Genomic DNA, 22,521 nt, shown 5'->3' on the forward strand with positions numbered 1-22,521 from the left:
GAGGGAATGCAATGGAAACGGCAGCAGACAGGCTGGCTCAGGTCAACACGGCCATCGCGGCGGCGGCGAAGCGCGCGCGGCGCAAGGACAGCGATATTCAGCTGATTGCGGTTTCGAAAACCCATGATGCCGACGCGATTCAGCCCCTGATTGCCGCAGGGCAGCGCCATTTCGGTGAAAATCGCGTGGCCGAGGCCGCCGCGAAATGGCCTGTGCTGCGCGCCGGACATTCCGATATCATCCTCCACCTGATCGGTCAGTTGCAGTCGAACAAGGCCGACGATGCGGTGGCGTTGTTCGATGCGATCCATTCCATCGACCGGTCATCGCTGGTCACGGCTTTGGCCCGCGCCATCGACAAGCAGGGCCGCCAACCGCAATTGTTCATCCAGGTCAATATCGGCGATGAACCGCAAAAGGGCGGCTGCGCCGTCGCCAGTCTGCCCGCGCTGCTCGACGAGGCTAAAGACGCCGGACTTACGATCAGCGGCCTGATGGCGATTCCGCCCGCCGCCATAGAAGCGAGTCCCTTTTTTGCCCTGCTCGACGAATTGGCCGAGAGGCATGACTTGCCGTTGCGATCGATGGGGATGAGCGCCGATTATGAAAAGGCCGTCACGCTGGGCGCGACGCATGTCCGCGTCGGAAGCGCACTGTTCGGCGAGCGCACACCGGTTTAGCGCGCGCAGCGTTCCTTATTGATATTCTACGGTTACCGGAATGCGGCCGCGATAATTGCCGTCATCGGCCGCATCGAGTTGCAACCGGCCGCCAAAGTGGAACTTCAACCGGCCATCGGCGCCAAGCCTCGGCGCGGCTGACAGGTCGGTTTTAAGGCCGGTGACGCGCGCGCTTTGCCCGTTTTCGCTTTCCAGATCGACCGACGCGGGCAGGAAAACCCGTAATTCTGCACCGGGCGTGCCGCGCACAGTGACGACACCGGTCACGGCAAAACCGCCCAGATTGACCACATCACCGCGCAGCTGGCGCGTTCCTGTCACCGGATCAACATCGACCTCGCCGCCCATCGCTCCAACCGCGACGCGGCTGAAATCAAGCTGGGTTTCGACATCGACATGAAGCGGTGCCGCGTCCTCCGACGACCGGATGACGGTGCCTTCCTTGACCTTTGCACATAGCAAACACTGCGCCGCCGCAGGCACAGGGGCCGCCAGAGGCAGCAGTAAAATCAAGAAAAATCGCAGTCCCACGCATCCAAAATAGCCCGAACATGGTTAAACAGCCGTAAAGGTCCGTGCGCGCTTCTCCGCTGGCACCGCACCTTGTTTTGCGCCAAAGGAGTAACATGACCGACCCTTCGCCACCCGCGTGGCTCAACGCGCTCGCCACGGCGGCCCCCGATCATGATATTCACCAGGCCTTTATCGACTGGGCGACGCCGCGCCTTGCCGACGACCGCGTGCGCGCAATCTTCTCTCGCATGGCGAACCGGTCGGGAATCGATCATCGCTGGTCTGTGCTGCCGCCGACCGCCGCTGGCGGATCGCCCGTCGCTGAGGGTGGATTTTACGATACCCCCGGCCTGCCGCCAACATCGGCACGTATGAAGCTTTATGCCGAACATGCACCCCGACTGGCCCTTACCGCTATTCGTGCGCTGGGCGATGCCTTTGATCCCGCTGCCATCACCCATATCGTCGTCGCCAGCTGCACCGGCTTTGTCGCCCCCGGAATCGACCAGATCATCGCGCGCGAACTGGGGCTGTCAGCGACAGTCGAACGCGTGCTGATCGGCTTCATGGGCTGCTATGCCGGTGTGACCGCGCTGCGCACCGCACGTCATATTGTGCGCTCGGAACCCGATGCGGTGGTGTTGATGGTTAGTGTCGAGCTGTCGACCCTGCACTTGCAACTCGAAAAGGAACCCGAACCGTTACTCGCGATGCTCCAGTTCAGCGACGGCGCAGCCGCCGGAATTGTGAGCGCGGCACCCGGTGGGCTTGCGCTGGCCGAAGGACGCAGTCTGGCACTGGAGGATAGCGCCGACCTGATCCGCTGGGATATTGGCGAGACCGGCTTTGCCATGCAATTATCGGGCGAGGTTCCGGGTCGGCTAAAACAGGCTTTGGCCGCGCCGGGGGTGCGCGACCAACTGTTCGGCACCGGCAAAGCATTGCCGCCCTTGCTCGCGGTCCATGCTGGCGGGCGCTCGGTGCTCGATGCCGTCGAATCAGCGCTCGACGCCGATCCCGATTCGCTGGGTGACAGCCGCGCGGTGCTGGCGTGTTTTGGCAATATGTCATCGGCGACGATATTGTTCGTCCTCGCGCGCATGATGGCGCGCGGCGCAAAGGGCGACGGGCTGGCCATCGCCTTTGGTCCCGGACTAGCCGCCGAAGCCATCCGCTTTCACGCGCCATGAATCCCTTCGCCAGCCTGCGCGCGCCCATCACCACCGATGAGGAGATGGACGCCGTCGAGCTGGCCCCCCACCGCTATGCCAAGGTGCTGGCCGACTTAGCGCGGATCAATGTCCTGACGTTAGCGGCGCGACCGACCATCGGCTTTCTGGAACGCGTGCGCGACCGCGGGCTGGCAACGCAACGTCCGTGGCGCATCTTGGATGTCGGGTTTGGCGGCGGCGATATGTTGGCGCATATTGCGCGCTGGGGCGAACGGCGCGGAGTGGCGCTTGAGTTGACCGGCGTCGACCTTAACCCCAAGAGCGAGGCCGCTGCGCGTGACCGGCTGGACTCAAAGGTCAGACTGGTAACCAGCGATTATCGCGATCTGGCCGACGAGCCGTGGGACATCATCCTGTCGAGCCTCGTCACCCACCATATGAGCCCAGAGCAGCGCGCCGATTTCTTACGTTTCATGGACAAGCACGCCGCACTGGGCTGGCTGATCAATGACCTCCACCGCCAGCGCCTGCCCTTCATGGGCTATCCGCTGCTCGCGACGCTGGCATGGGTTGACCCAATCGTTCGCCGCGACGGGCAATTGTCAGTCGGGCGCAGCTTTCGTCCAGACGAATGGCAGGCGATGCTGGCCGATGCGCTGCCCCAAACATCGCACGACGCCCGCATATATCGCAGCTTTCCCTATCGGCTGTGTGTCGAGCGGGTTCGGTGACAACGCCCGAGGCTCTGGTCATCGGGGCGGGACCGGCGGGTGCGGCGACGGCGATCGGGCTAGCGCGCGGCGGCACCCGTACCATGCTGCTCGAACGAACACGCGAGACGGGCGATACGCTGTGCGGCGGGTTTCTTAGCTGGCAATCGCTGGACAGGCTGACGGCGCTTGGCGTCGAACCAACCACGCTCAAAGGTCAGACGGTCAATCGGGTGCGACTATTTGCCGGCAAGCAGCACAGCGAAACCGCTCTGCCCCGCCCCGCCATGGGCGTGTCACGCCATCGCCTCGACAGCGCGCTGCAGGCAGAGGCGGTGCGCGCCGGAGTCGCACTTGAACGCGGCGTCCATGCCACTGCCCTGTCGCCGCAACAGGTGAGCACCCGCGACGGAGCGTTATTGTCAGCCGAATTGCTGTTTCTTGCGGCTGGAAAGCATGGATTTCGGGGAGAGCCCCGCGACCCTGCGGCTTGGCAAAAGGCCGATCCGGTAATGGGGCTACGCCTGCGCCTGCCCACAAGCGCCGCGATAGAGCGGCTGGTCGGCGATGCTGTCGAACTGCATCTGTTTGATCGCGGCTATGCCGGACTGGTGCGCCAAGAGGATGGCAGCGCCAACCTATGCCTTGCGGTTCACAAGTCGCGGCTTGACGGCGAGGACGGCCAGCCAGCCGCCTTGCTGCGCGCGCTTGGTGATGAACTGCCTCAGTTGGGTGAGCGTCTGGCCCATGCCGACTGGTCGCGCGCTATCGATGCGATTGGCCATGTTCCCTATGGCTGGCGCACCGCCAAAACCGAAAATGGACTGTTCCGGCTGGGCGATCAGGCAGGCGTTATCCCGTCGCTGGCTGGCGAGGGAATGGGGGTTGCGCTGGTCAGCGCGGCGCTGGCGGTGACGGCAGCGCAACGCGGAGGAGCGTTGGCCGCCCCGCCATTCCAGCGTCAACTGGCGCATAAAATGGTACGGCCCTTTGCGCTCGCGGGACTGATATGGCGCGCGGGAGAGTCCGTGTCGACCGCCGGCCCTATGGTCCGCATAGCCCGGCATTTTCCCGCCATCGTCCAGTTCATGTTGCGCGCCACACGAATGGGACCATAGGGACAGAATGAAGTCCGTTCATGGCACTTGCAGCATTAGTGTGGCATTCCGATATAACGCCTCTGATATTTCCGCAGGAGATCGACACCATGGCCGACCCCACTGACCGCCCGGTCAATCCGTCGGCGGGACATATTTTTGGCGATGGGCTGGTGTCGTCGGGTTTGGGTTCGTGCATCAACGGCACGGCGCTTGACTTCGCTGGCCGCGCGCCGGATGATTCGAACGCCGACGCTGATTGAGCCGTTGTAGAGCGAGTGCTGATGCCGCGTGCAGCTCAGCGAGGGAAGGGACGAGGCGTTGGGCCGCGACAAGAAACAAAATGGTTCGGGCCGAAAAGGGTCACGCTCATCCAAAGGCCGCTCGTCGCGGCTGCGGCTTTGGTTTCGGCGGCTGATCAAATGGGGGTTTGGCCTCGCCTTTGTCGGTGTCGTTGCGATGGCGGTAGCTGTGGCCATCGCGGCGCAGCGCATCCCCAGCTTTGAAGAGCTGAGAAAATCACCGGCAGGACAAACAGTGCGCGTCCATGCGGCTGACGGCACAATATTCTTCTCCCTCGGTCCCAATTATGGCCGCTGGCTGCCGCTGAGCGAAACCCCGCAAGTGATGCAGGATGCCATGGTAGCGGTCGAGGATCGTCGCTTTCGCTATCATCCGGGGGTCGATCCCGTTGGTTTGGCGCGCGCCGCCGTCACGGCCGTTGAAAATTATGGCAAGGGTCGCCGGATGCAGGGCGCATCGACGATCACCCAGCAACTGGCGCGCAATGTCTTTCTGTCGAACAGCTATACTTTCTCCCGTAAAATACGCGAGGCAGTGCTGGCGATGGCGCTGGAATGGAAATTTTCCAAGGACCAGATACTCGAGCTTTATTTGAACAAGGTGTATTTTGGCGGCGGCAGCTATGGCATCGACGCCGCATCACGCCGTTTCTTTGGCCATAGCGCGACGCAAATGTCGCTGTCCGAGGCGGCGATTGTTGCCGGTCTGGTCAAGGCACCTTCGCGCTATTCGCCGACCGCCGATGCCAAGGCTGCGCTGGGGCGCGCCGGAGTCGTCCTGAAAGTCATGGTTGATGCCGATGTCATCAGCCCGGCACAGGCCGCAAACGCCAAGCCCGCCAATGTAGAACTGGCAAGCGAAACCGGACAAAATAGCGCGCGCTATTTCACCGACTGGGCGCTGCCCCAGCTCGATATGCTGATCGATGAAGGCAATGAACCGATCGACGTTTATACGACCATCGACCTTGGTATGCAGCGCGCCGCCACCGCAGCAATTCAGGCCAATGCCCCGGCCGGGGTGCAGGGCGCGCTTGTATCGCTAGACCGTGATGGCGCGGTGCGCGCGATGGTTGGCGGCACCGACTATGTCACCTCCAACTATAACCGTGCCACCCAAGCGGTGCGTCAGCCGGGTTCGGCGTGGAAAGTCTTTGTCTATATGGCCGCGCTGGAGGCCGGTTATCATGTCGATGACGAGGTGATTGACGAACCGGTGACAATCAACGGCTGGTCGCCGCGCAATTCATCGGGCCGCTTTGCCGGTGCCATGTCGGTGCGCACGGCCTTTGCCTATTCGGTCAACACCATCGCGGCCAAATTGGGCGATGCGGTCGGATTTTCTTCGGTCGCCAATATGGCGCGGCGATTTGGCATTTCGACGCCCATCAACACCCATCCCTCTATGGTATTGGGCAGCGCCGAAGTCCGTGTCATTGACATGACCACCGCCTTTGCCGCCATCGCGCGGCGCGGCGTATCGGTGCAGCCCTATGCCATTACCAAAGTGACGACCGCCGAAGGCAAACTCCTTTATCAGCGCGAACCAGAAAGGCCCCAAAAACTGGTCGATGACTGGGTCGCCGCCGGGATTACCGACCTGATGCAAACGGCGGTAAACACCGGAACCGGACGCGCTGCCCAGATCGGACGCCCTGTCGCGGGCAAGACCGGCACCACATCAAGCAACAAAGACGGCTGGTTCCTCGGCTTTTCGAGTGGGCTGACAACCGGTGTGTGGATGGGCCGCGACGACGCCAAGCCGGTCGGCGGCCTCTATGGCGGACGAGCTCCGGCGAAGGCCTTTGCCGATTATATGCGAATCGCAGTCTCCAATCGGCCCGTCGAAGCCTTTGATACCGTCGTCAAACTGCCCGAATGGCAGATGGAAGGCGATGATGACGCCTATTTCGGCGCGCCCGAAGATGGCGGCTATGTTGATGAAAATGGGATGCCGATCGAATTGCCGACGGCAGGGGATCTCCCACCGCCTCAGGTCGGTGGCCCCGAAGGACCGGTCCTGAACCAGCAATGGATCGAAGAGCAGACCGGGCGCCGTCCGCCGCAAGGGAGTCCGCCGGAGGGGGCCGCTCCGCCTGCAGCAAAGTCGGGTCAGCCCAAGATGGTCCAGCCGCCGCCCGCAAAAACGCTTCCCCCGCCGAAAGCCTCGCCACCCCAGCGGCCCCCGGCACGAGAATCAGGCGCCGACCTGCAATAGAAGGGTGCGCCGCAGCTTATGTCAGCTGGAAAAACGATAGCAATGTAGCCCGCGCCCTTCGCGGCGTAGCCAGCCGCGCGCCGCATCGACATCATCGTCGTGCAGCTCTGCAACCAGCGCGTGAAAGGCCGGTCCATGGTCCATATGACGCAGGTGCGCGACCTCGTGCGCGACTGTCGCGCGGCGGACATGATCGGGGGCCATGATGAGCCGCCAACTGTAGCGCAGATCACCAGCCGCCGAGCAACTGCCCCAGCGGCTGCGCGGATCGCCGACACCGACGCGCCCTACGGGCAAGCCTGCTTGCGCTGCCAAAGCCTGACTTTCCGTCGTAAGCAGGTCGAGCGCCGCAGCCTTTAACCAGCGCTCTATACGCCGACCAACCTGTTCGACCGGACCACCGAGCAACAGCGCTGCGCCGTCATCCTTTATACGGCGGGGCAAGGCGGCGTCCCACTGGACCTGACGCATTCCCCCGCGGTAGGGCAGGCTAACCCCCGGTCCCACCACGACAGGCACACGCGCCTGATCAAATTGCTGTTCGAGCCATGCCTGCTGCTCGCTGGCCCAACGCAGGGCAACCTTGATGCTCGCACGGCTCGGCAGGGTGAGGCGCAATTCACTGCGTGCCGCATCGACAATCAGGCGATACCGCTTGGCTCGCGCGTGGCGGACCAGTCTGACAGGCCAGACAGTCTCGCCGACCCGGATCTCCGCCCGGTCAGACGGGGCGGGTGACAAGATGATTTTCCAACGGCCCTGCGAGCGTTTCGCTGACCGTCCAGCCGACAATTGATTCGCCCGCGCGATGCACCGCATCACGGTCCCCCGACACCAGATAATGCCAGTCGGGCAGCGGTTCACCGGCAGCGCGTAACCGATAGGCGCAGCTTTGCGGCAGCCATTCGATATCAGCGACCTTACCCTTGGTCAGCGTCAGGCAATCGGGGACATGGCTTCGGCGATGCTTATAATCGCCGCACCGTGCGGTGCGAAGGTCGAGCAAGCGGCAGGCGACATTGGTGGGATAAATGCGCCCCGTGTCTTCATCCTCGACCTTGTGCAAACAGCATTTACCGCAGCCGTCGCACAGTGCCTCCCACTGCCCGGCGTCAAGACTGGCGAGCGGGGCGTCCCAAAAGGGGCGTTCTGCGGTCAATGCACCCAGCGGGCCAGGTCGGCAGCAACCTTGTCGGGTGCGCCTTCATCGGTGTCGGGCGTCGACGGATCATCGAGCGGCAACAGCGCCAGCGGCTCGCCCTTTGGCCCCATCAGAAAGGCCATCTGGCTGTGCGCCATCAAATAGCGGTCGGGCGCCGACCCTTCGATTTTTTGGTAGCTGACGGCATAGGCCTTGGCCACGGCGGCGATTTGTTCGGGCGTTCCGGTCAGCCCCAGCAGACGTGGGTGATAGCGGGCGACGAAGGACGCGAGCTCGGCGGGCGTGTCGCGTTCGGGGTCGATGGTGATAAACATGGGTACGATTTTCTTACCGCGTTCGGGGTCCTGCTTTTCAAATTTGGCGAGGCCGCGCATGAGCTTTTGCAGATCGATGGGACATACATCAGGGCAAAAACTATAGCCGAAATAGACGATGCGATATTGCCCCGCAAAGTCTGTGTCACGGCGAGTCTTGCCCGTTTGATCGACGAGCGTGAACGGTCCACCCAGGCTTGCGCCCGCCAGCGGTGGCTCGGCCGGTGGTTGTTCGGCTGGGCCATTGCATCCGGCGAGGGACAGGCCCGCAACAAGCAGAAGACTTGCGCGTCGGAGCGATTGCAGGATAGTTGGCTTGTTCATCATGCGGCCAGCCATGGTCGGCTAATGTGTAAAAATCAACCGCGTGTTGCGCGTGAAGCGCCGCTTTTTGGGGGTATTATGTCCGTTCGTTCCTTGGTCCTGCGCTTGTCCTTGCTCGCGCTTCCGCTCGGCGGGGCGACGCTGTTGCTAAGCAGTGCTCCCGCGATGGCCCAATTTTCCGATAGCTATAATTTCCTCAAAGCCGTTCGCGACCGCGACGGAAACAAAGCCACCGATCTGCTCAATGATGAAACAACGCGTGTAGTCAACACACGCGACAACAGTACCGGTGAGACCGCGCTGTCGATCGTCATCCAGCGTCGCGACGAAACCTGGACACGTTTTCTACTCAGCAAGGGCGGCGACCCGTCAATTGCCGATAAAAATGGCATGACACCATTGATGCACGCCACCTTGCTGGGATTTACCGAGGGGGCCGAATCTCTGATCGAAGGCGGCGCGGCGGTCGATCAATCGAACCGGCGCGGCGAAACGGCACTGATTCTGGCGGTGCAGACGAAAAGTGCCAACATGGTCCGTTTGCTTGTGAAGCATGGCGCCAACCCAGACACGACCGATCATGTCGCAGGGCTGTCGGCGCGCGATTATGCCCGCCGCGATGATCGCAGTGGGGAAATGCTCAAGCTGCTCGACGCAAAACCGGATGAGCTGCGCGTCCCAACAGGACCTGTTTTCGGGCCCACCTGACATTTGAAATGTGATTTGCTGGTTGACGATCACATTATAATGTGAGAAAGCGTGGACATGTCTACGCAACTCATTGATCGAATCCGCACCGTTGTCGACCAAGGCACCGTGTCGCGTTCCGGCCTTGCGAAAGCCGCCGGTCTTCATGCCAACAGCCTGCGCGATCTGGAATCGCCCGACTGGAACCCGACTGCCGAAACGCTGCGCAAGCTGGAAAACTGGCTCACCTTTGACAGCGACGAATCGCCGATGGCGACGCCCGAAGAAATCATCGCAGAGGCGCGTAATGGCCGTATGTTCATATTGGTCGACGACGAGGATCGCGAAAATGAGGGTGATCTGGTCATACCGGCGCAGATGGCGACGCCCGATGCGATCAATTTCATGGCAACACATGGTCGCGGACTTATTTGCCTCAGCCTGACGAAGGGCCGCTGCGAACAATTGGGCCTCGAACTGATGAGTCGCAAGAATGGTACGCGGCATGAAACCGCCTTCACCGTGTCCATCGAAGCCCGCGAAGGCGTCACAACCGGCATTTCAGCCGGAGACCGGGCGCGAACGGTATCGGTGGCGATTGATTCGGGCCAGGGTCAGGAAGAGATCGTGACACCCGGCCATGTTTTCCCGTTGATTGCACGCGAAGGTGGTGTGCTGGTGCGCGCCGGTCATACCGAGGCCGCGGTGGACATCAGCCGCCTTGCCGGCCTGAACCCGTCGGGCGTGATCTGTGAGATCATGAAGGATGACGGGACGATGGCGCGGATGGATGACCTGATCCCTTTCGCGCGGCGCCACGGCATGAAAATCGGCACAATCGCCGACCTGATCGCGTACCGCCACCGCCACGACCGGCTGGTCGAATGTGTCTCCGACGCCCCCTTCGCCTCTGACTATGGTGGCGACTGGCGTATCAAGGCCTATCGCAATAGCGTCGATGGCAGCACCAATTTGGTCTTGCAAAAGGGTAATATCGAATCCGGCAAGCCAACATTGGTGCGGATGCACGGCTTGTCGGTGGCCTTTGACGTTCTGGGATCGCCCGGGCCGCGCAAACGGATTTTGCAGCGGTCGATGGAGGCGATTGGCGAGCGCGGATCCGGCCTGATCGTCCTGCTGGTCCCGCCATCATCCGACGTTCTGGTAGCCTCGCTGGCCGCCACGAAAGAGCAAAAGGAGCCATCCGCCAGCGATGACGTGTCGGCAGACTTTCGATCCTATGGCATCGGCGCACAAATTCTCGCCGACCTGGGCGTCCAAGATATGGAATTGCTGACCCCCACCCACCGCAATCTGGTCGGACTAGAAGGCTATGGCCTGCGTGTCGTTGCCGAACTCGCCATCAACTGAACGGTTCGGGCATGATCCGAAATATCAAGGCGCAACGCTCGCCGCCCATGACAAGCCAAAGGAAGAATAATGGCCCATATCCTGATCGTCGAAGCGCGATTCTATACGCATATCAATGACCTGATGCTCGACGGGGTTCGCAGCGCCATCGACGCAGCGGGCTATAGCCATGAGACGGTCACGGTCCCCGGCGCGCTGGAAATTCCGGCCGCGATTGCGATGGCGGCGGAGAGCGGACGGTATGACGCCTATGTCGCTGTCGGGGTCGTGCTGCGCGGCGAAACTTATCATTTCGAGGTCGTTTCCAACGAAAGTGCGCGCGGCATTATGGCGCTGACGCTCGACGGAATGGCGATTGGAAACGGCATATTAACCGTAGAGAACGAAGATCAAGCGCTTGCACGCGCCGACAAGACGCGCAAGGATAAGGGCGGCGAGGCTGCGAAGGCCGCGCTCGCCATGTTGGCGCTGAAGGACAAATTTGGTTTTGGTTGATAGCGCACCCCCTAATCGCTTTGCCGTCATCGAGCGCGGTGGTCGGCTGGTCGTCATTGATAATGAGACCGGCGACACCCCGCCAACTGCCGCCGAGCGTATGGAAGAACATGATCGCGCGCGCGGCATCGAACCCATCCGCCCTCCACAATTAAGCCAAGCCCCCGATATTTCCGCCAAGGCCCGCGCCGCATCGGGGCTGACTGCCCGACCGGCCCCACTCGTCCAGACGGCCCCATCGCGGCGGCCAGCCAAGACCAAAACAATAGCCATGGATCCTGTCCGGGCCAAAATCGCGACGACCATTGCCGAAAAAAGCCGACGGGCCTGGGCGGATGAGCAAGAGGACCGGCCGCGACCGGCGGCCCATGCAGGGAAAGCACGGATCGCCAGCCGTCAGGATTGGGCCGACGACCAAGAGGATCGACCTCGACCCACCTCCGCACAAACCGCCCCGGCGCGGATCGCCAGCCGCCCTGCACCGCAAGCCGGGGGCAATCGTCAGACCATCGTCACCGGCAAATGGTGGGACGCCAAGGGACCGCGCACCATCACGCTGGGGCCAAAAGGTCAGGCCCAGATACGCAACGGATTTATCACGCCGTTTTTGGTGTTGGTGACGGCCGCGCTCGTCATATTATTTGTCCAGCCGTTGCTGTTGCTGTTCGGCGCGTTCGTGCTGCTTCGCTTTGGCAACAAGATATTGGCCCCGATGGGGGCGTCGATCATCGACAAGGCGGTGGCCGAGCGGGAGTGACCCGCCCGACCTACGCCGCTCAAGCGTCTACGAGCGCGGGATAGTCGATATAGCCTTCGGGACCAGGCGAATACCACGTCTTCATATCATCCGCCGCCAAATCGGCACCCGTGCGGATCCGTTCGACCAGATCGGGATTGGCGATAAACGGTCGGCCAAAGCTGATCGCGTCGGCAACGCCGCTATCGAGTGCGGCTTGCGCCGATTCAGCTGTGAAGTCCGAATTGAGGACGAGCGGGTTTGAAAAAACCTTGCGAATGGCGGGTGACTGTTTGGGCACATCGCTATTGCCAAAAGTACCACCGGGACCAGGCTCGCGCAATTCGAGGAACGCGATGCCGAGCGCGTCGAGCGTGGCTGCCGCAGCAGGAAACAAGATTTCCGGATGGCTGTCGTCGGTGCCCTGTGTTTCGCCATTGGGAGACAGGCGCACAGAAACGCGATCTGCACCCCAGACGCCAATCAATGCCGCAGTCACTTCGCGCAAAAGCCGGATGCGATTGTCCACCGACCCGCCATAACCATCGTCGCGCAGGTTGGTGCTGTCGCGCAGGAACTGGTCAATCAAATAGCCGTTCGCGCCGTGCAACTGAACGCCGTCAAATCCGGCTTTTTTGGCATTTTCGGCGGCATGGACATAATCGGCAATCACGCGGGGAATTTCGTCGAGGCGAAGCGGACGCGCTTCTTCAAGGTCCATGCGGCCCATCGGCGTGTGCGCGCGTCCCGGACCGGTGGTTGCCGATGCCGAAACCGGCTGCTTGCCGTCGTTGAACACCGAATGGACGAGCCGGCCCATATGCCACAGCTGGGCAATGATGCGTCCGCCCGCTTTATGAACAGCCTCGGTCACGGGCTTCCAGCCTTCCACCTGCTCGTCGGTCCACAGTCCCGGCGCGGACGGCCAGCCGAGTCCTTCCTGCGAAATGCCGGTCGCTTCGGAAATAATCAGCCCCGCCGACGCGCGCTGGCGATAATATTCGCGCGCCAGTTCGTTGGGCACAAAGCCATGACCGGCGCGACCGCGGGTGAGCGGTGCCATCAAGATACGGTTTGGAGCGGTTACGGAGCCAAGTGAAATTGGATCGAACAACGTGGGTGCGGACATAAGTGTCTCCTGCTTGTCATTTTGCCCGCGACGGACCGATGGGTCGCCGCTATGTCGATACCAGCTATGCACGGCCCGCGCCCAGGGCAAGTGTCAGTAGCAAAAGAAAATCTAAGTGCAGGACAAGCCGTGGACGACACAGTCGCACGATCAGCCTCTGGCCGATGGGCCTTTGCCGCGCTGCTTGCGGGCAATCTTGCGCTGTCTTTGGGGGCGATGCTGGTGCGGCTGTCCGACACCGGCCCTGTTGCATCAGCCTTTTGGCGGCTGACGCTAGCGCTGCCTTTACTCATCCTGTTCGCATGGCGCGAGGGCGGTGGGCGGCCATCGCGCTCTGCCATTGGCATTGCCGCCGCCGCCGGAATCTTTTTCGCCTTTGATCTCGCCAGTTGGCATGTTGGAATTTTGCAAACCAAGATCGCCAACGCCACCTTGTTTGGCAATTGCGCCAGTCTGTTGCTCGTCCTGTGGGGGATTTTTCTGGCCCGCGCCCTGCCGCGCGGGTGGCAGGCGCTGGCGGTCATTCTGGCCTTTCTGGGTGCCGCCCTGCTGATGGGACAAAGTTATGAGCTGAGCCCTGACTATTTGGTCGGCGATCTTTTGAGCCTGCTCGCGGGCGCGCTCTACACCGTCTATGTTATTTTGATGCTGCGCGTGCGCAGCGGGTTGGGCGCATGGTCGGCGCTGGCAATCGCATCCGCCGCCGCCGCTCCCATCTTGCTGATGACATCCTTTGCGTTCGGCGAAACAATGGTTCCGCACAATTGGACGCCACTCCTTATGCTCGCCCTCACCAGTCAGATTGTCGGTCAGGGTCTCATCATCTGGTCGCTGCCGCGCTTTTCGCCACTTGTGCTGGGATTGACGCTGCTTGTGCAACCGGCGGTGGCGGCGCTTGCGGGCTGGATCATGTTTGGCGAGACGCTCGGCCTGATCGATGTTCTGGGCGGGATGCTGGTCGCGGCGGCGCTGGTACTGATAAGGTTGCCCAGCCGCGCCGCCCGGCCTATCTGAAGCCTATGGCCTCAATCCTCTCTGCCGACCCCACGCTTGACGAGATTCGCGTCGCGCTCGCCCCGTTGATTGCAACATCGGCGGCGTTCGACGGGTTCAGCGCCCCTGCGTTGGACGATGCGGCTCATCGTGCAGGTGTCGACCCCGACATTTCCGCCCTCGCCTTTCCCGGCGGCGGGCGCGATATGATCGACGCCTGGTTCGCCTGGATCGATGCGGAAATGGCGGCACGCTGGCCGGCCGAGAAACTGGCGACAATGAAGATCCGCGCGCGCATCATCACATTGGTCGAGGCGCGGCTGGACCTGATCGCCGATACACGCGAATCGCTACGCCGCGCGCTGGCACTGCTCGCGCTACCAACAAACTTGCCCTTTGCCGCCAAGCTCGGCTGGCGCGCTGCCGATACGATGTGGCGGCTCGCTGGTGATACGGCCACCGACTATAATCATTACAGCAAACGCGCAATTTTGGGCAGCGTCTATGGCGCGACCATGGCGGTGTTCCTGAATGACGAGAGCGATGGCCATGCCGACACCCGCGCTTTTCTGGCCCGCCGCATCGATGCCGTCATGCGGTTCGAGGGATGGAAACATCGCCGCGCCGCGCAAAAAATGGAACGCCCCAGCCTCGCCCGCTTTGTCGGTCGGCTGCGTTATCCCGGACGGTAACCCGAATTATTTGATGGCGCTCGCTTGCTGTTATTGATAATCGCTAGCAAATGACTGGCCGTCTCGACTCCTCCCCGCTCGGACTTCGCGTGCGTATTGCCCATATCGACTGGCAGAATATGTCAGACGACGAAGGCCGCCGTCTGCGCGAGTTCGGAATGATGGAAGGCGTCGAGATTACACCGCTTCATCGCGGCAGCCTGTTCTCGCGCGACCCGCTGTCGATCAGCATCGGGCGGATGCAGGTGGTGATTCGGGCGGCACAGGCGCTCGCCATTCAGGTTGAGCCGACCGCGGCATGACCAACGCCGTTCCTTCCATCGCACTGGTCGGCAATCCCAACGCCGGCAAATCGAGCCTGTTCAACGCGATGACCGGCGCGCGCCAAAAGATCGCCAATTATCCAGGCGTTACGGTCGAGCGCAAGGCGGGCCACGCCAGCCTGTCCGACGGGCGCCCCCTGTCGCTACTCGACCTACCCGGCAGTTATAGCCTGACACCGGCAAGTCCTGACGAAGCCGTGACCCGCGACGTGATTTTGGGGCGGCAGGATGGCGAACGCCAGCCCGATGCGCTGATCATCGTCGTCGACGCCGCCAACCTCGACAATCACCTGTGCTTTGCACTCGAACTGATTGCTCTTGGTCTGCCAACCGTGGTCGCGCTCAACATGTTCGATCTGGCCGAACGCGACGGGCTAACGCTCGATCCGACGCGGTTGGCCGAGGAATTGGGCGTGCCCGTCGTTCCCACCGTCGCGGTGCGCAAGCGCGGGTTGACCGAATTGCTAGCCGCGCTCGACGAAGCCATAATTTCGTACCAGTTGAATAAAGGCTCGGCGCCCATATCTCCCCCCGGCGACACGGCCTTGCATAGCCGCGCGCAGGCGATTTCGCGCCGCGTGACCCTCGCCGAAACGCCGACGCGGCGCTGGACGCAGCGCATCGACCGGCTGACACTTCACCCCGTCGGTGGATTCATCCTGTTGCTCGCAGTGATGTTCCTGATGTTTCAGGCGGTTTATGCTTGGTCAGAGGCACCGATCGGCTGGCTCGAAACCGGCATTGCAGCCATTCAGGGCTTCGTCACGAGCAGCCTGCCCGATGGATTTTTGCGCGGCTTGATCGTCGAGGGGATTTTGGGCGGGGTTGGCGCGGTCATCGTGTTCCTGCCGCAAATCCTGATCCTGTTTGTCTTCATCCTGCTGCTCGAAGCATCTGGTTATATGACGCGCGCGGCGTTCCTGATGGATGGCATCATGGCCAAGGTCGGCCTGTCCGGACGCGGCTTTATCCCTTTGCTATCCAGCTTTGCCTGCGCGGTTCCGGGGATCATGGCAACACGCTCGATCCCCGACGCCAAGGACCGGCTGACCACCATCCTGATTGCACCGTTGATGACCTGTTCAGCGCGCCTGCCCGTTTACACGCTGATCATCGGCGCCTTCATTCCCGACCAAAAAGTCGGTGGCAGTCCCGTCGGGTTGCAGGGATTGGTGCTGTTTTCCCTGTACATTTCGGGCATTTTCGGTGCGCTGATCGTCGCGCTGGTGCTGCGGCGGAGTGTGACGCGCGGGACGACCGCGGGCTTTATGATGGAAATGCCGCGGTACCAATGGCCGCGACTGGGCGACATTGCGATCAGTCTGTGGCAGCGGGCATGGATATTCCTGCGCCGCGCGGGCACGATCATCGCCTATACGACCATCATATTGTGGCTGCTGCTTTCCTATCCCAAAGTGCCCATCGACAGCCCGATAAGCCAGGTCGATTATAGCGTCGCCGGGCGAATCGCCAACGGGTTGGAAGTCGTCGTCAAGCCCATCGGGTTCAACCATGACATCGCACTGGCGCTAATCCCCGCGATGGCGGCGCGCGAGGTTGCTGTCGCCGCGCTGGCCACCGCCAATGCTATCGACGCGGGCGACGACGAGAACGCGGTGTCGCAGTCGTTGAGCGAACGGCTGCAAGGGCGGTGGAGCATCGCGACCGCGCTCGCCTTCCTCGCCTGGTTCGTCTTTGCCCCGCAGTGCATTTCGACCATCGCGATCACGCGCCGCGAAACAAATGGGTGGAAATGGCCATTGTTCATGGTTGGCTATTTATTCGCACTCGCCTATGCCGCAGCAGGTATTACATATTGGACGGCGGTCAGCTTCGGGCTTGGCTGATCGTTCTTCAACTCATGGAGCGGAGCGGCAATGGCTGGCAGCGTAAACAAGGTAATTTTGATCGGCAATCTGGGCGCCGATCCCGAAATCAAATCCTTTCAGAACGGCGGAAAAATCGCCAACCTGCGCCTCGCGACCTCCGAAAACTGGAAAGACCGGATGACCGGCGAGCGCAAAGAGCGCACCGAGTGGCACCAGATCACGATCAATGGCGAGGGGCTGGTCGGGGTCGTCGAACGCTATCTAAAAAAAGGCAGCAAGATTTATATCGAAGGCAGCCTGCGCACCCGCAAATGGCAGGATCGCGACGGCAATGATCGCTACACCACCGAAGTCGTAGTCGCGGGCATGGGCGGCACGATGACGATGCTCGACGGCGCGCCCGGTGGTGGTGGCGGTGGCGGATCACGCGGCGGCGATAGCTGGAGCGGCGGAAGCAGCGGCGGCAATGGCGGCGGCGGCAATGGCGGCGGCGGCAACGGTGGCTGGAACCAAGGCGGCGGCAGCTCGGGCGGCGCATCCGGTGGCTCGGGAAGCGGCAGCAAGCCCCCCTTCGACGATGATCTGGACGACGACGTTCCGTTCTGAGGACTGATTGAATATGCTGGAAAACGCTCTCACCGCCGCTGACGTCGCGCGCGGCGTGGGTCGGTTGTTTGTCCGGCAAGGACTGGTCGCGATTCCCGAAGTGCCGCTACCCAACGGGCGCCGCACCGATCTGACCGCGATTGACGCCAAGGGCCACATCACCATCGTCGAGATCAAGGTCAGCAAGGCCGATCTACACGGCGATGGCAAGTGGCCGGACTATTGCGACTGGTGCGACCATTTTTACTGGGCGCTGACGGCGGGGCTGGACCCTACGATCCTTGAGCTCCCCGACTATCGTCCCGAGACATCGGGGCTGATCATCGCCGACCGCTATGACGCCGTGGTGGTACGCGAAGCAGCGTCCGTGCCCCTCGCTGCGACGCGACGCAAAGCCGAAACGCTGCGGCTCGCACGCCTCGCGATGCGCCGAATGATGGCGGTCAGCGATCCCGAACTGGGGGTGGGTTAGTCCTGAAAATCCGTCATCGTCAGAACGGAGCGGCTCAACCGCGCGCCTGCATCCTTGCGAGATAGCGCGCGAGAATATCGATCTCCAGATTGACCTGTCGCCCCGCCGTCGCCTCACCCAGCGTCGTCACCGCCAATGTGTGCGGGATGATGTTGAGGCTGAAATGGGTGCTGCCGTCGGCCTGATCGTCGACACCATTGACGGTCAGCGAGACGCCATCGACCGTGATCGATCCTTTGGCGGCGATGCTGGCGGCTAGGTCTGCGGGGGCCGAAATGACGAGCGCGTGGCTATCTCCAACTTCGGTCATGGAGACAATGGTGCCGACGCGATCGACATGACCGGTCACGATATGGCCGCCCAATTCGTCGCCGACCTTGAGCGCGCGTTCCAAGTTGAGACGGCGGCCTACATCCCACATGCCCGGAGCGGTGCAGGCGATGGTTTCGGCGCTGGCGTCGATCGCAAACCAGTTGCCCTCCCCGTCCTGCCCCTTGTCGACGACGGTCAGGCACGCTCCCGAACAGGCTATCGATGCCCCGGTTGCAATTCCCGCAACATCATAGTCGGTCGCGATGACCAGCCGCACATCGCCGCGATCCTCGCGTGACCGGATGGTGCCAATGTCAGACGTGATGCCGGTGAACATAGTTGGTCAGTCCTCTCGCACGCGGTCGTAGACGTCCAGCCGGTCGCTGCCAAGCATCCGGCTGTCGCTCAGTTGCCAGCGACCATGTGCGTCGTCGAGCTTTGCCAATCCGATGTCGCCGAGCGCGGCGCGACCGGCGCCGATCAGAATCGGGGCGCGATAGAGCAGCAGTCGGTCGATGCGATCGACAGCAAGGAAAGCGGCGGCAGCCCCTGCGCCGCCCTCGACAAGGATCGAGTCAATATCGGGCAGCGTGTCGCTGTGCAATGGATCGGCAACTACGGTCCAGCCGTCGGGTGCCGCGCCATGGGTGAGCAAAAGCCGTTTCGGGCTGCGGTCCTCAAGTCCCAAATTGCGGACGTCGAGCCGTGGCAAATCACTCTCTAACGTCCCGCGCCCGACCAGAATCGCCTGATGTCGCGCGCGTTCCAGATGACCGTGGGCGCGGGCACGCGTCCCGGTGATCCAGCGGCTCGATCCGTCACCCAATGCGATCAGCCCATCGAGCGAGACCGCCAGTTTGAGCGATATAAGGGGTCGGTTGCGTGTCGCGCGCGACCACCATGGCGCGAGCGACGCCCTTGCCCTGTCTGGCGCGATATCGCGGGTCACGGCGACACCGGCTTCGCGCAGCCGGTCAAAGCCCTTGCCCGCCGTGCGGCTGTCCGGATCCTCTATCGCGGCGACAACGCGTGCCACCCCCGCCGTGATCAGCAGGTCCGAACAGGCAGGGCCGCGGTCACTGGCGTGCGCGCAAGGTTCAAGCGTGACATATGCGATCGCCCCTTTGGCCGCTGCGCCCGCTTCGGCGAGCGCCATGGCCTCGGCGTGTGGACGACCGCCCGCCTGCGTCCAGCCGCGCCCGACGACGCGGCCCTTGGCGACCAACAGGCAGGCGACATTGGGATTGGGCGCAGCCAAAACGCGCGATCGTTCGGCCAGCGCAGCGGCGGCGGCCATATAGGCCACATCCATCGAGTGGCTCTTCACGGCCAACGCTCAGCGACCGCCCTTGGCTTTGCCCTGCGGCCCACGTGCGGCGCGTTCGGCAATGTTGGAGCGTTGCGGCGGCGGTGCCTTTTCCTTGAGGTGCTCGGCTTCGGGACCCAATGTTTCGCGCGTGATGCGGTCGGCCTCTGACGAATCATAGGACACACCCATCATGTCGGCGAGCCGCTGATATTCAGCGCGAAGCTTAGCATTTTCGCGCGTCGTCTCTTTCGCGCGCGCGACCCAATCGGAACGAATCTGGGCTTCGCTGCGATCCTTGGTCCAGTTTTCGAAATAGATGATCTGCGGTTTCGGCTTTTGATAAGGGAACAAATTCTCGGAAAAACCATAGAAAATGATGGCGGGCAGGACGAGCGCGAGACCCCAACTCGCCCAACGATGGGGCTTCGGTTCGCGGACATAGGTCCAGAAGTCGGACAGACCGCCACTGACGTCCCAATTGTTCATCATCGCCATGAGGGCATTTTAGGCGATGTCACGCGGTTTGGCGAGAAAAACACGTCCAGACAGCACCAAAACATCAGCCGATAGCCGATTGCGAAAAATGCAATCACAGATGCTCATTTCGCAGTTGCACAATCATTTGTGCGCTGCAATATGCGCATGCCTTTTAGGCATCCTCTCCCAAACTTTTATGGGCCGTCCTTCGGGGCGGCCCTTTTTTTGCCTACCCTAAGCCGCCGGGATTCATCTACTGCGGCACGCCAAGTCATCAGGCCTGCACGGGCTTCAACTTTTCAAATTTCCGCACTTCGGCGATGAAGCTGCCCGGCATGGGCGTCGCACGCCCGCTGTCTAGATCGACATGGGCATAGCTCATTTCGATATCGGTCAGCCGCGTTTCGCCGCGGAATATGGCGCAATGGAGGGTGAAACTGGTTCGCCCGAACCGGCTGATGCGCGCCGCAATGGTGATCAGTTCGTCGAGCTTGGCCGAGGCGTGATAGTCAATCTCGCTGTGCACGACCATGATGTCGGTGCCATATTGCAGGAAATAGGGGCCGGGTTGCCCCTCGCCCAAGGCGCGAAAATATTCGGTCACGCCGATGTCGGCGTAAACCAGATAATTGCCGTTGAAGACGATATTCTGTCCGTCAATCTCGTTAAAACGAACGCGCACAACCTCGTGAACGCGGAAATAATCGAGCGGCACATCCCACTGGCTGCGATCCATCGTCCGTCCTCAGGCCGCAAGCGCGGTTGGCGCGCGGTCGATTGGGGCGCAGGCGGCGGAAAGCCATTCGCGGCCCTCCTCGTCCAGACCGGGGCTGAGCTTTGCCAACACCTGTGCGTGATAATCATCGAGCCAGTCGGCCTCGACTGGGCTTAGTAGCGCCGATTCGACCAAGTTGCGCGCGATGGGGGCAAAGGTGATGGTTTCAAAACCCAGCATATCTTGTTCCGCCCCGTCGATATTGAGCGGCACGACAATCACCAGATTTTCGATGCGGATCCCGAACGCGCCGGCCTTGTAATAGCCGGGTTCATTGGAGAGGATCATACCGGCGTGAATAGATTCCTCGATTCCCGTCTGCCCGCCCGTAGGCTTGGCAATGCGCTGTGGCCCTTCGTGAACCGCAAGGTAACTGCCGACGCCATGGCCGGTGCCATGGGCATAATCAACGCCATCGGCCCATAGATATTGGCGCGCCAATATGTCGAGCTGACTGCCGCGCGTGCCGGTCGGGAAGCGCGCCATGGCCAGCGCGATATGGCCCTTGAGGACTTGGGTGAAACGGCGGCGCATTTCAGCACTGGGTTCACCGATCGCAATGGTGCGGGTGATATCGGTTGTGCCGTCAGCATATTGCCCACCCGAATCGACAAGAAACAGCGTTCCTGTCTCGATCTTGCGATTGGTTGTTTCATCGACCTTGTAATGCGGCAGCGCGCCATTGGGGCCGGACGCCGATATGGTGTCGAATGACAGGTCCATCAGCGCGTCGCTGGCTTCGCGAAAACCTTTGAGTTTGGCGGCGGCGGCCAGTTCGTCGAGCCCGCCTTTGGGCGCTTCCGACTCCATCCAACGCAAAAAAGAAGAGACGGCTACCCCGTCGCGGACATGCGCGGCGCGGGTGCCATTCAATTCGACGTCATTCTTGATCGCCTTTGGCAGCACCGCCGGATCGCGGTGCCGTTCGATAATCGCGTCCGCCGCCTTCAGCGCGTCAAAGATAGCGGCGACAGCACTGTTGGGATCAACCGCAACCTTCTTGCCCGACAATTCGGCCAGCGCCGATTCAAAGGCGGCGCGATCATGAATGCGGACGCTGTTGCCCAAATGTGCGCGCACGCTTTCGGTCACTTTCTCTGGCGCGATGAACAGGTCGGCGGTCGCGTCTGCACGCAGGATGGCATAGGATAGGCCGACCGGCGTGTGGGTGACATCGGCCCCGCGGATATTGAAGGTCCAGGCAATCGAATCGAGCGCGGTCATCACCGAGGCATCAAGCCCTTTGTCGGTCAACCATTCAGCAATAATTGCGCGCTTGTCCGCCGCCGATTGTCCCGCGAGCGCGGTGTCATGCACCGCGATGGGGGCGGGGCTGGGGGCGGGGCGATCAGCCCAAATCGCATCAACAGGATTGGTGTCGACTGCTACCAATTCGGCGCCCTTGGCCGCGACCGCCTTGGCCGTCGCCTCCACCCAGTCTGCGCCGTGGAGCCAAGCGTCATAGCCGATGCGGTCGCCTGCCTGTGCGTTCGCTGCCAGCCATTCGGCGATGCTCGACGCCGGAACGCCGACATAGTCGAACAGGTCGCCGTCAACCTGATCACGCACCTGCACCGTATAGCGCCCGTCGATAAACACTGCCGCGCGGTTTGATAGCACCGCCGCCGAGCCCGCCGAGCCGCCAAAGCCGGTGAGCCACGCCATGCGCTGCGCATAGTCGCCAACATATTCGCTCATATGTTCATCGCTGATCGGGATAACAAAGCCGGCAAGGTCGCGTGCAGCAAGCTCGGCGCGGAGCGCGGCAAGGCGTTCAGCGTGGACGCTGTTGGTTTCGGGGCTGGACATGACTTGCTCCTTGT

General features: G+C 61.9%; 26 protein-coding genes. 16 read left to right on the top strand and 10 right to left on the bottom strand.

All coding sequences use genetic code 11. The annotated features are described in order from the left end of the window. The first annotated feature begins 11 nt into the window (after positions 1-11). Positions 12-680, top strand: coding sequence for a YggS family pyridoxal phosphate-dependent enzyme (locus ACR3XE_RS01525; RefSeq protein ID WP_473699331.1), 669 nt, complete (start codon positions 12-14; stop codon positions 678-680). A 15-nt stretch (positions 681-695) separates the two neighbouring features. On the opposite strand, the gene ACR3XE_RS01530 is transcribed toward ACR3XE_RS01525, so the two are convergent. After that, on the bottom strand, positions 696-1,193 hold the full coding sequence (locus tag ACR3XE_RS01530; RefSeq protein ID WP_473699330.1) for a DUF4402 domain-containing protein: 498 nt from the start codon (positions 1,191-1,193) through the stop codon (positions 696-698). 113 nt (positions 1,194-1,306) lie between these two features. Here ACR3XE_RS01530 and ACR3XE_RS01535 point away from each other — a divergent pair, with 113 nt between their 5' ends. The 5 genes from ACR3XE_RS01535 (at position 1,307) to ACR3XE_RS01555 (ending at position 6,692) form a co-directional block, all read left to right on the top strand. After that, positions 1,307-2,383 (top strand): type III polyketide synthase, encoded by a 1,077-nt coding sequence (locus tag ACR3XE_RS01535; RefSeq protein ID WP_473699329.1) that lies wholly within the window; start codon positions 1,307-1,309, stop codon positions 2,381-2,383. Further along, positions 2,380-3,096, top strand: a complete 717-nt coding sequence (locus ACR3XE_RS01540; protein ID WP_473699328.1) for a methyltransferase domain-containing protein — start codon at positions 2,380-2,382, stop codon at positions 3,094-3,096. Before ACR3XE_RS01535 ends, ACR3XE_RS01540 begins: the two co-directional genes overlap by 4 nt. After that, the gene (locus ACR3XE_RS01545) at positions 3,093-4,193 is read left to right on the top strand and encodes an NAD(P)/FAD-dependent oxidoreductase (protein ID WP_473699327.1); all 1,101 of its coding nucleotides are present in this window, start codon (positions 3,093-3,095) and stop codon (positions 4,191-4,193) included. The genes ACR3XE_RS01540 and ACR3XE_RS01545 overlap by 4 nt, the downstream gene beginning before the upstream one ends. A gap of 89 nt (positions 4,194-4,282) precedes the next feature. Then, complete coding sequence (locus ACR3XE_RS01550) at positions 4,283-4,435, top strand: hypothetical protein (protein WP_473699326.1); 153 nt, start codon at positions 4,283-4,285, stop codon at positions 4,433-4,435. 196 nt (positions 4,436-4,631) lie between these two features. Further along, complete coding sequence (locus tag ACR3XE_RS01555; protein WP_486186039.1) at positions 4,632-6,692, top strand: transglycosylase domain-containing protein; 2,061 nt, start codon at positions 4,632-4,634, stop codon at positions 6,690-6,692. 21 nt (positions 6,693-6,713) lie between these two features. Here ACR3XE_RS01555 and ACR3XE_RS01560 read toward each other — a convergent pair whose 3' ends face one another. Genes ACR3XE_RS01560 through ACR3XE_RS01570 form a run of 3 tightly spaced genes read right to left on the bottom strand, consistent with a single transcriptional unit; the run spans position 6,714 to position 8,495 of the window. After that, complete coding sequence (locus ACR3XE_RS01560; protein WP_473699325.1) at positions 6,714-7,433, bottom strand: M48 family metallopeptidase; 720 nt, start codon at positions 7,431-7,433, stop codon at positions 6,714-6,716. Beyond that, positions 7,414-7,851: a YcgN family cysteine cluster protein gene (locus ACR3XE_RS01565; protein WP_473699324.1), complete on the bottom strand. Its 438-nt coding sequence runs from the start codon at positions 7,849-7,851 to the stop codon at positions 7,414-7,416. The genes ACR3XE_RS01560 and ACR3XE_RS01565 overlap by 20 nt, the downstream gene beginning before the upstream one ends. Beyond that, positions 7,848-8,495 (bottom strand): SCO family protein, encoded by a 648-nt coding sequence (locus tag ACR3XE_RS01570; RefSeq protein WP_473699323.1) that lies wholly within the window; start codon positions 8,493-8,495, stop codon positions 7,848-7,850. The genes ACR3XE_RS01565 and ACR3XE_RS01570 overlap by 4 nt, the downstream gene beginning before the upstream one ends. Before the next feature lie 75 nt (positions 8,496-8,570). Between ACR3XE_RS01570 and ACR3XE_RS01575 the strand changes: the two genes are divergently transcribed. From ACR3XE_RS01575 to ACR3XE_RS01590, 4 genes are all read left to right on the top strand, one after another. Beyond that, positions 8,571-9,200, top strand: a complete 630-nt coding sequence (locus tag ACR3XE_RS01575; protein ID WP_486185868.1) for an ankyrin repeat domain-containing protein — start codon at positions 8,571-8,573, stop codon at positions 9,198-9,200. 57 nt (positions 9,201-9,257) lie between these two features. After that, positions 9,258-10,550: a 3,4-dihydroxy-2-butanone-4-phosphate synthase gene (gene ribB, locus ACR3XE_RS01580; protein WP_486185869.1), complete on the top strand. Its 1,293-nt coding sequence runs from the start codon at positions 9,258-9,260 to the stop codon at positions 10,548-10,550. A 69-nt stretch (positions 10,551-10,619) separates the two neighbouring features. After that, on the top strand, positions 10,620-11,045 hold the full coding sequence (ribH, locus tag ACR3XE_RS01585) for a 6,7-dimethyl-8-ribityllumazine synthase (RefSeq protein ID WP_473699321.1): 426 nt from the start codon (positions 10,620-10,622) through the stop codon (positions 11,043-11,045). Then, positions 11,032-11,802: a hypothetical protein gene (locus tag ACR3XE_RS01590; protein ID WP_473699320.1), complete on the top strand. Its 771-nt coding sequence runs from the start codon at positions 11,032-11,034 to the stop codon at positions 11,800-11,802. The genes ribH and ACR3XE_RS01590 overlap by 14 nt, the downstream gene beginning before the upstream one ends. A 19-nt stretch (positions 11,803-11,821) precedes the next feature. Here the strand turns inward: ACR3XE_RS01590 and ACR3XE_RS01595 are convergent, their stop codons facing one another. After that, the gene (locus tag ACR3XE_RS01595; RefSeq protein WP_473699319.1) at positions 11,822-12,910 is read right to left on the bottom strand and encodes an alkene reductase; all 1,089 of its coding nucleotides are present in this window, start codon (positions 12,908-12,910) and stop codon (positions 11,822-11,824) included. 129 nt (positions 12,911-13,039) lie between these two features. On the opposite strand from ACR3XE_RS01595, the gene ACR3XE_RS01600 reads away from it, so the two are divergent. From ACR3XE_RS01600 to ACR3XE_RS01625, 6 genes are read left to right on the top strand one after another with little or no spacing between them, the layout of a single operon-like run. Beyond that, the gene (locus tag ACR3XE_RS01600; RefSeq protein ID WP_473699318.1) at positions 13,040-13,924 is read left to right on the top strand and encodes a DMT family transporter; all 885 of its coding nucleotides are present in this window, start codon (positions 13,040-13,042) and stop codon (positions 13,922-13,924) included. Between the two features lie 5 nt (positions 13,925-13,929). Then, positions 13,930-14,595: a COQ9 family protein gene (locus ACR3XE_RS01605; protein WP_473699317.1), complete on the top strand. Its 666-nt coding sequence runs from the start codon at positions 13,930-13,932 to the stop codon at positions 14,593-14,595. 50 nt (positions 14,596-14,645) lie between these two features. Further along, a complete protein-coding gene (locus ACR3XE_RS01610) occupies positions 14,646-14,897 on the top strand; it encodes a FeoA family protein (RefSeq protein ID WP_473699316.1) in 252 nt (83 codons plus the stop codon). Next, on the top strand, positions 14,894-16,765 hold the full coding sequence (gene feoB, locus ACR3XE_RS01615; protein WP_486185870.1) for a ferrous iron transporter B: 1,872 nt from the start codon (positions 14,894-14,896) through the stop codon (positions 16,763-16,765). The genes ACR3XE_RS01610 and feoB overlap by 4 nt, the downstream gene beginning before the upstream one ends. A gap of 30 nt (positions 16,766-16,795) precedes the next feature. Then, on the top strand, positions 16,796-17,353 hold the full coding sequence (gene ssb, locus ACR3XE_RS01620; RefSeq protein ID WP_486185871.1) for a single-stranded DNA-binding protein: 558 nt from the start codon (positions 16,796-16,798) through the stop codon (positions 17,351-17,353). A 13-nt stretch (positions 17,354-17,366) separates the two neighbouring features. Next, positions 17,367-17,825: an MmcB family DNA repair protein gene (locus tag ACR3XE_RS01625; RefSeq protein WP_473699315.1), complete on the top strand. Its 459-nt coding sequence runs from the start codon at positions 17,367-17,369 to the stop codon at positions 17,823-17,825. 34 nt (positions 17,826-17,859) lie between these two features. Here the strand turns inward: ACR3XE_RS01625 and ACR3XE_RS01630 are convergent, their stop codons facing one another. The 5 genes from ACR3XE_RS01630 to ACR3XE_RS01650 all read right to left on the bottom strand — a co-directional run bounded on the left by ACR3XE_RS01630 (position 17,860) and on the right by ACR3XE_RS01650 (position 22,507). Continuing rightward, positions 17,860-18,474 carry a riboflavin synthase gene (locus ACR3XE_RS01630; RefSeq protein WP_473699314.1) on the bottom strand — a complete coding sequence of 205 codons (615 nt, stop codon included), beginning with the start codon at positions 18,472-18,474 and terminating at the stop codon, positions 17,860-17,862. Positions 18,475-18,480: 6 nt separating this feature from the next. Continuing rightward, complete coding sequence (ribD, locus tag ACR3XE_RS01635) at positions 18,481-19,434, bottom strand: bifunctional diaminohydroxyphosphoribosylaminopyrimidine deaminase/5-amino-6-(5-phosphoribosylamino)uracil reductase RibD (RefSeq protein WP_473700268.1); 954 nt, start codon at positions 19,432-19,434, stop codon at positions 18,481-18,483. A 39-nt stretch (positions 19,435-19,473) separates the two neighbouring features. Beyond that, the gene (locus ACR3XE_RS01640; protein ID WP_473699313.1) at positions 19,474-19,941 is read right to left on the bottom strand and encodes a hypothetical protein; all 468 of its coding nucleotides are present in this window, start codon (positions 19,939-19,941) and stop codon (positions 19,474-19,476) included. A 256-nt stretch (positions 19,942-20,197) separates the two neighbouring features. Beyond that, complete coding sequence (locus ACR3XE_RS01645; protein ID WP_473699312.1) at positions 20,198-20,659, bottom strand: acyl-CoA thioesterase; 462 nt, start codon at positions 20,657-20,659, stop codon at positions 20,198-20,200. A gap of 9 nt (positions 20,660-20,668) precedes the next feature. Beyond that, on the bottom strand, positions 20,669-22,507 hold the full coding sequence (locus ACR3XE_RS01650) for a M24 family metallopeptidase (RefSeq protein ID WP_473699311.1): 1,839 nt from the start codon (positions 22,505-22,507) through the stop codon (positions 20,669-20,671). Positions 22,508-22,521: the final 14 nt, after the last annotated feature.

The sequence above is a fragment of the Sphingopyxis sp. 10G20-10 genome, from assembly GCF_057365075.1.

Coding starts and splice junctions, on each gene's coding strand:
- ACR3XE_RS01525 (WP_473699331.1), top strand. CDS start 12: ATGGAAACGGCAGCAGACAGGCTGGCTCAGGTCAACACGGCCATCGCG.
- ACR3XE_RS01535 (WP_473699329.1), top strand. CDS start 1,307: ATGACCGACCCTTCGCCACCCGCGTGGCTCAACGCGCTCGCCACGGCG.
- ACR3XE_RS01540 (WP_473699328.1), top strand. CDS start 2,380: ATGAATCCCTTCGCCAGCCTGCGCGCGCCCATCACCACCGATGAGGAG.
- ACR3XE_RS01550 (WP_473699326.1), top strand. CDS start 4,283: ATGGCCGACCCCACTGACCGCCCGGTCAATCCGTCGGCGGGACATATT.
- ACR3XE_RS01555 (WP_486186039.1), top strand. CDS start 4,632: ATGGCGGTAGCTGTGGCCATCGCGGCGCAGCGCATCCCCAGCTTTGAA.
- ACR3XE_RS01570 (WP_473699323.1), bottom strand. CDS start 8,495: ATGATGAACAAGCCAACTATCCTGCAATCGCTCCGACGCGCAAGTCTT.
- ACR3XE_RS01575 (WP_486185868.1), top strand. CDS start 8,571: ATGTCCGTTCGTTCCTTGGTCCTGCGCTTGTCCTTGCTCGCGCTTCCG.
- ribB (WP_486185869.1), top strand. CDS start 9,258: ATGTCTACGCAACTCATTGATCGAATCCGCACCGTTGTCGACCAAGGC.
- ribH (WP_473699321.1), top strand. CDS start 10,620: ATGGCCCATATCCTGATCGTCGAAGCGCGATTCTATACGCATATCAAT.
- ACR3XE_RS01595 (WP_473699319.1), bottom strand. CDS start 12,910: ATGTCCGCACCCACGTTGTTCGATCCAATTTCACTTGGCTCCGTAACC.
- ACR3XE_RS01605 (WP_473699317.1), top strand. CDS start 13,930: ATGGCCTCAATCCTCTCTGCCGACCCCACGCTTGACGAGATTCGCGTC.
- ACR3XE_RS01610 (WP_473699316.1), top strand. CDS start 14,646: ATGACTGGCCGTCTCGACTCCTCCCCGCTCGGACTTCGCGTGCGTATT.
- feoB (WP_486185870.1), top strand. CDS start 14,894: ATGACCAACGCCGTTCCTTCCATCGCACTGGTCGGCAATCCCAACGCC.
- ssb (WP_486185871.1), top strand. CDS start 16,796: ATGGCTGGCAGCGTAAACAAGGTAATTTTGATCGGCAATCTGGGCGCC.
- ACR3XE_RS01625 (WP_473699315.1), top strand. CDS start 17,367: ATGCTGGAAAACGCTCTCACCGCCGCTGACGTCGCGCGCGGCGTGGGT.
- ACR3XE_RS01630 (WP_473699314.1), bottom strand. CDS start 18,474: ATGTTCACCGGCATCACGTCTGACATTGGCACCATCCGGTCACGCGAG.
- ribD (WP_473700268.1), bottom strand. CDS start 19,434: ATGGCCGCCGCCGCTGCGCTGGCCGAACGATCGCGCGTTTTGGCTGCG.
- ACR3XE_RS01640 (WP_473699313.1), bottom strand. CDS start 19,941: ATGGCGATGATGAACAATTGGGACGTCAGTGGCGGTCTGTCCGACTTC.
- ACR3XE_RS01645 (WP_473699312.1), bottom strand. CDS start 20,659: ATGGATCGCAGCCAGTGGGATGTGCCGCTCGATTATTTCCGCGTTCAC.
- ACR3XE_RS01650 (WP_473699311.1), bottom strand. CDS start 22,507: ATGTCCAGCCCCGAAACCAACAGCGTCCACGCTGAACGCCTTGCCGCG.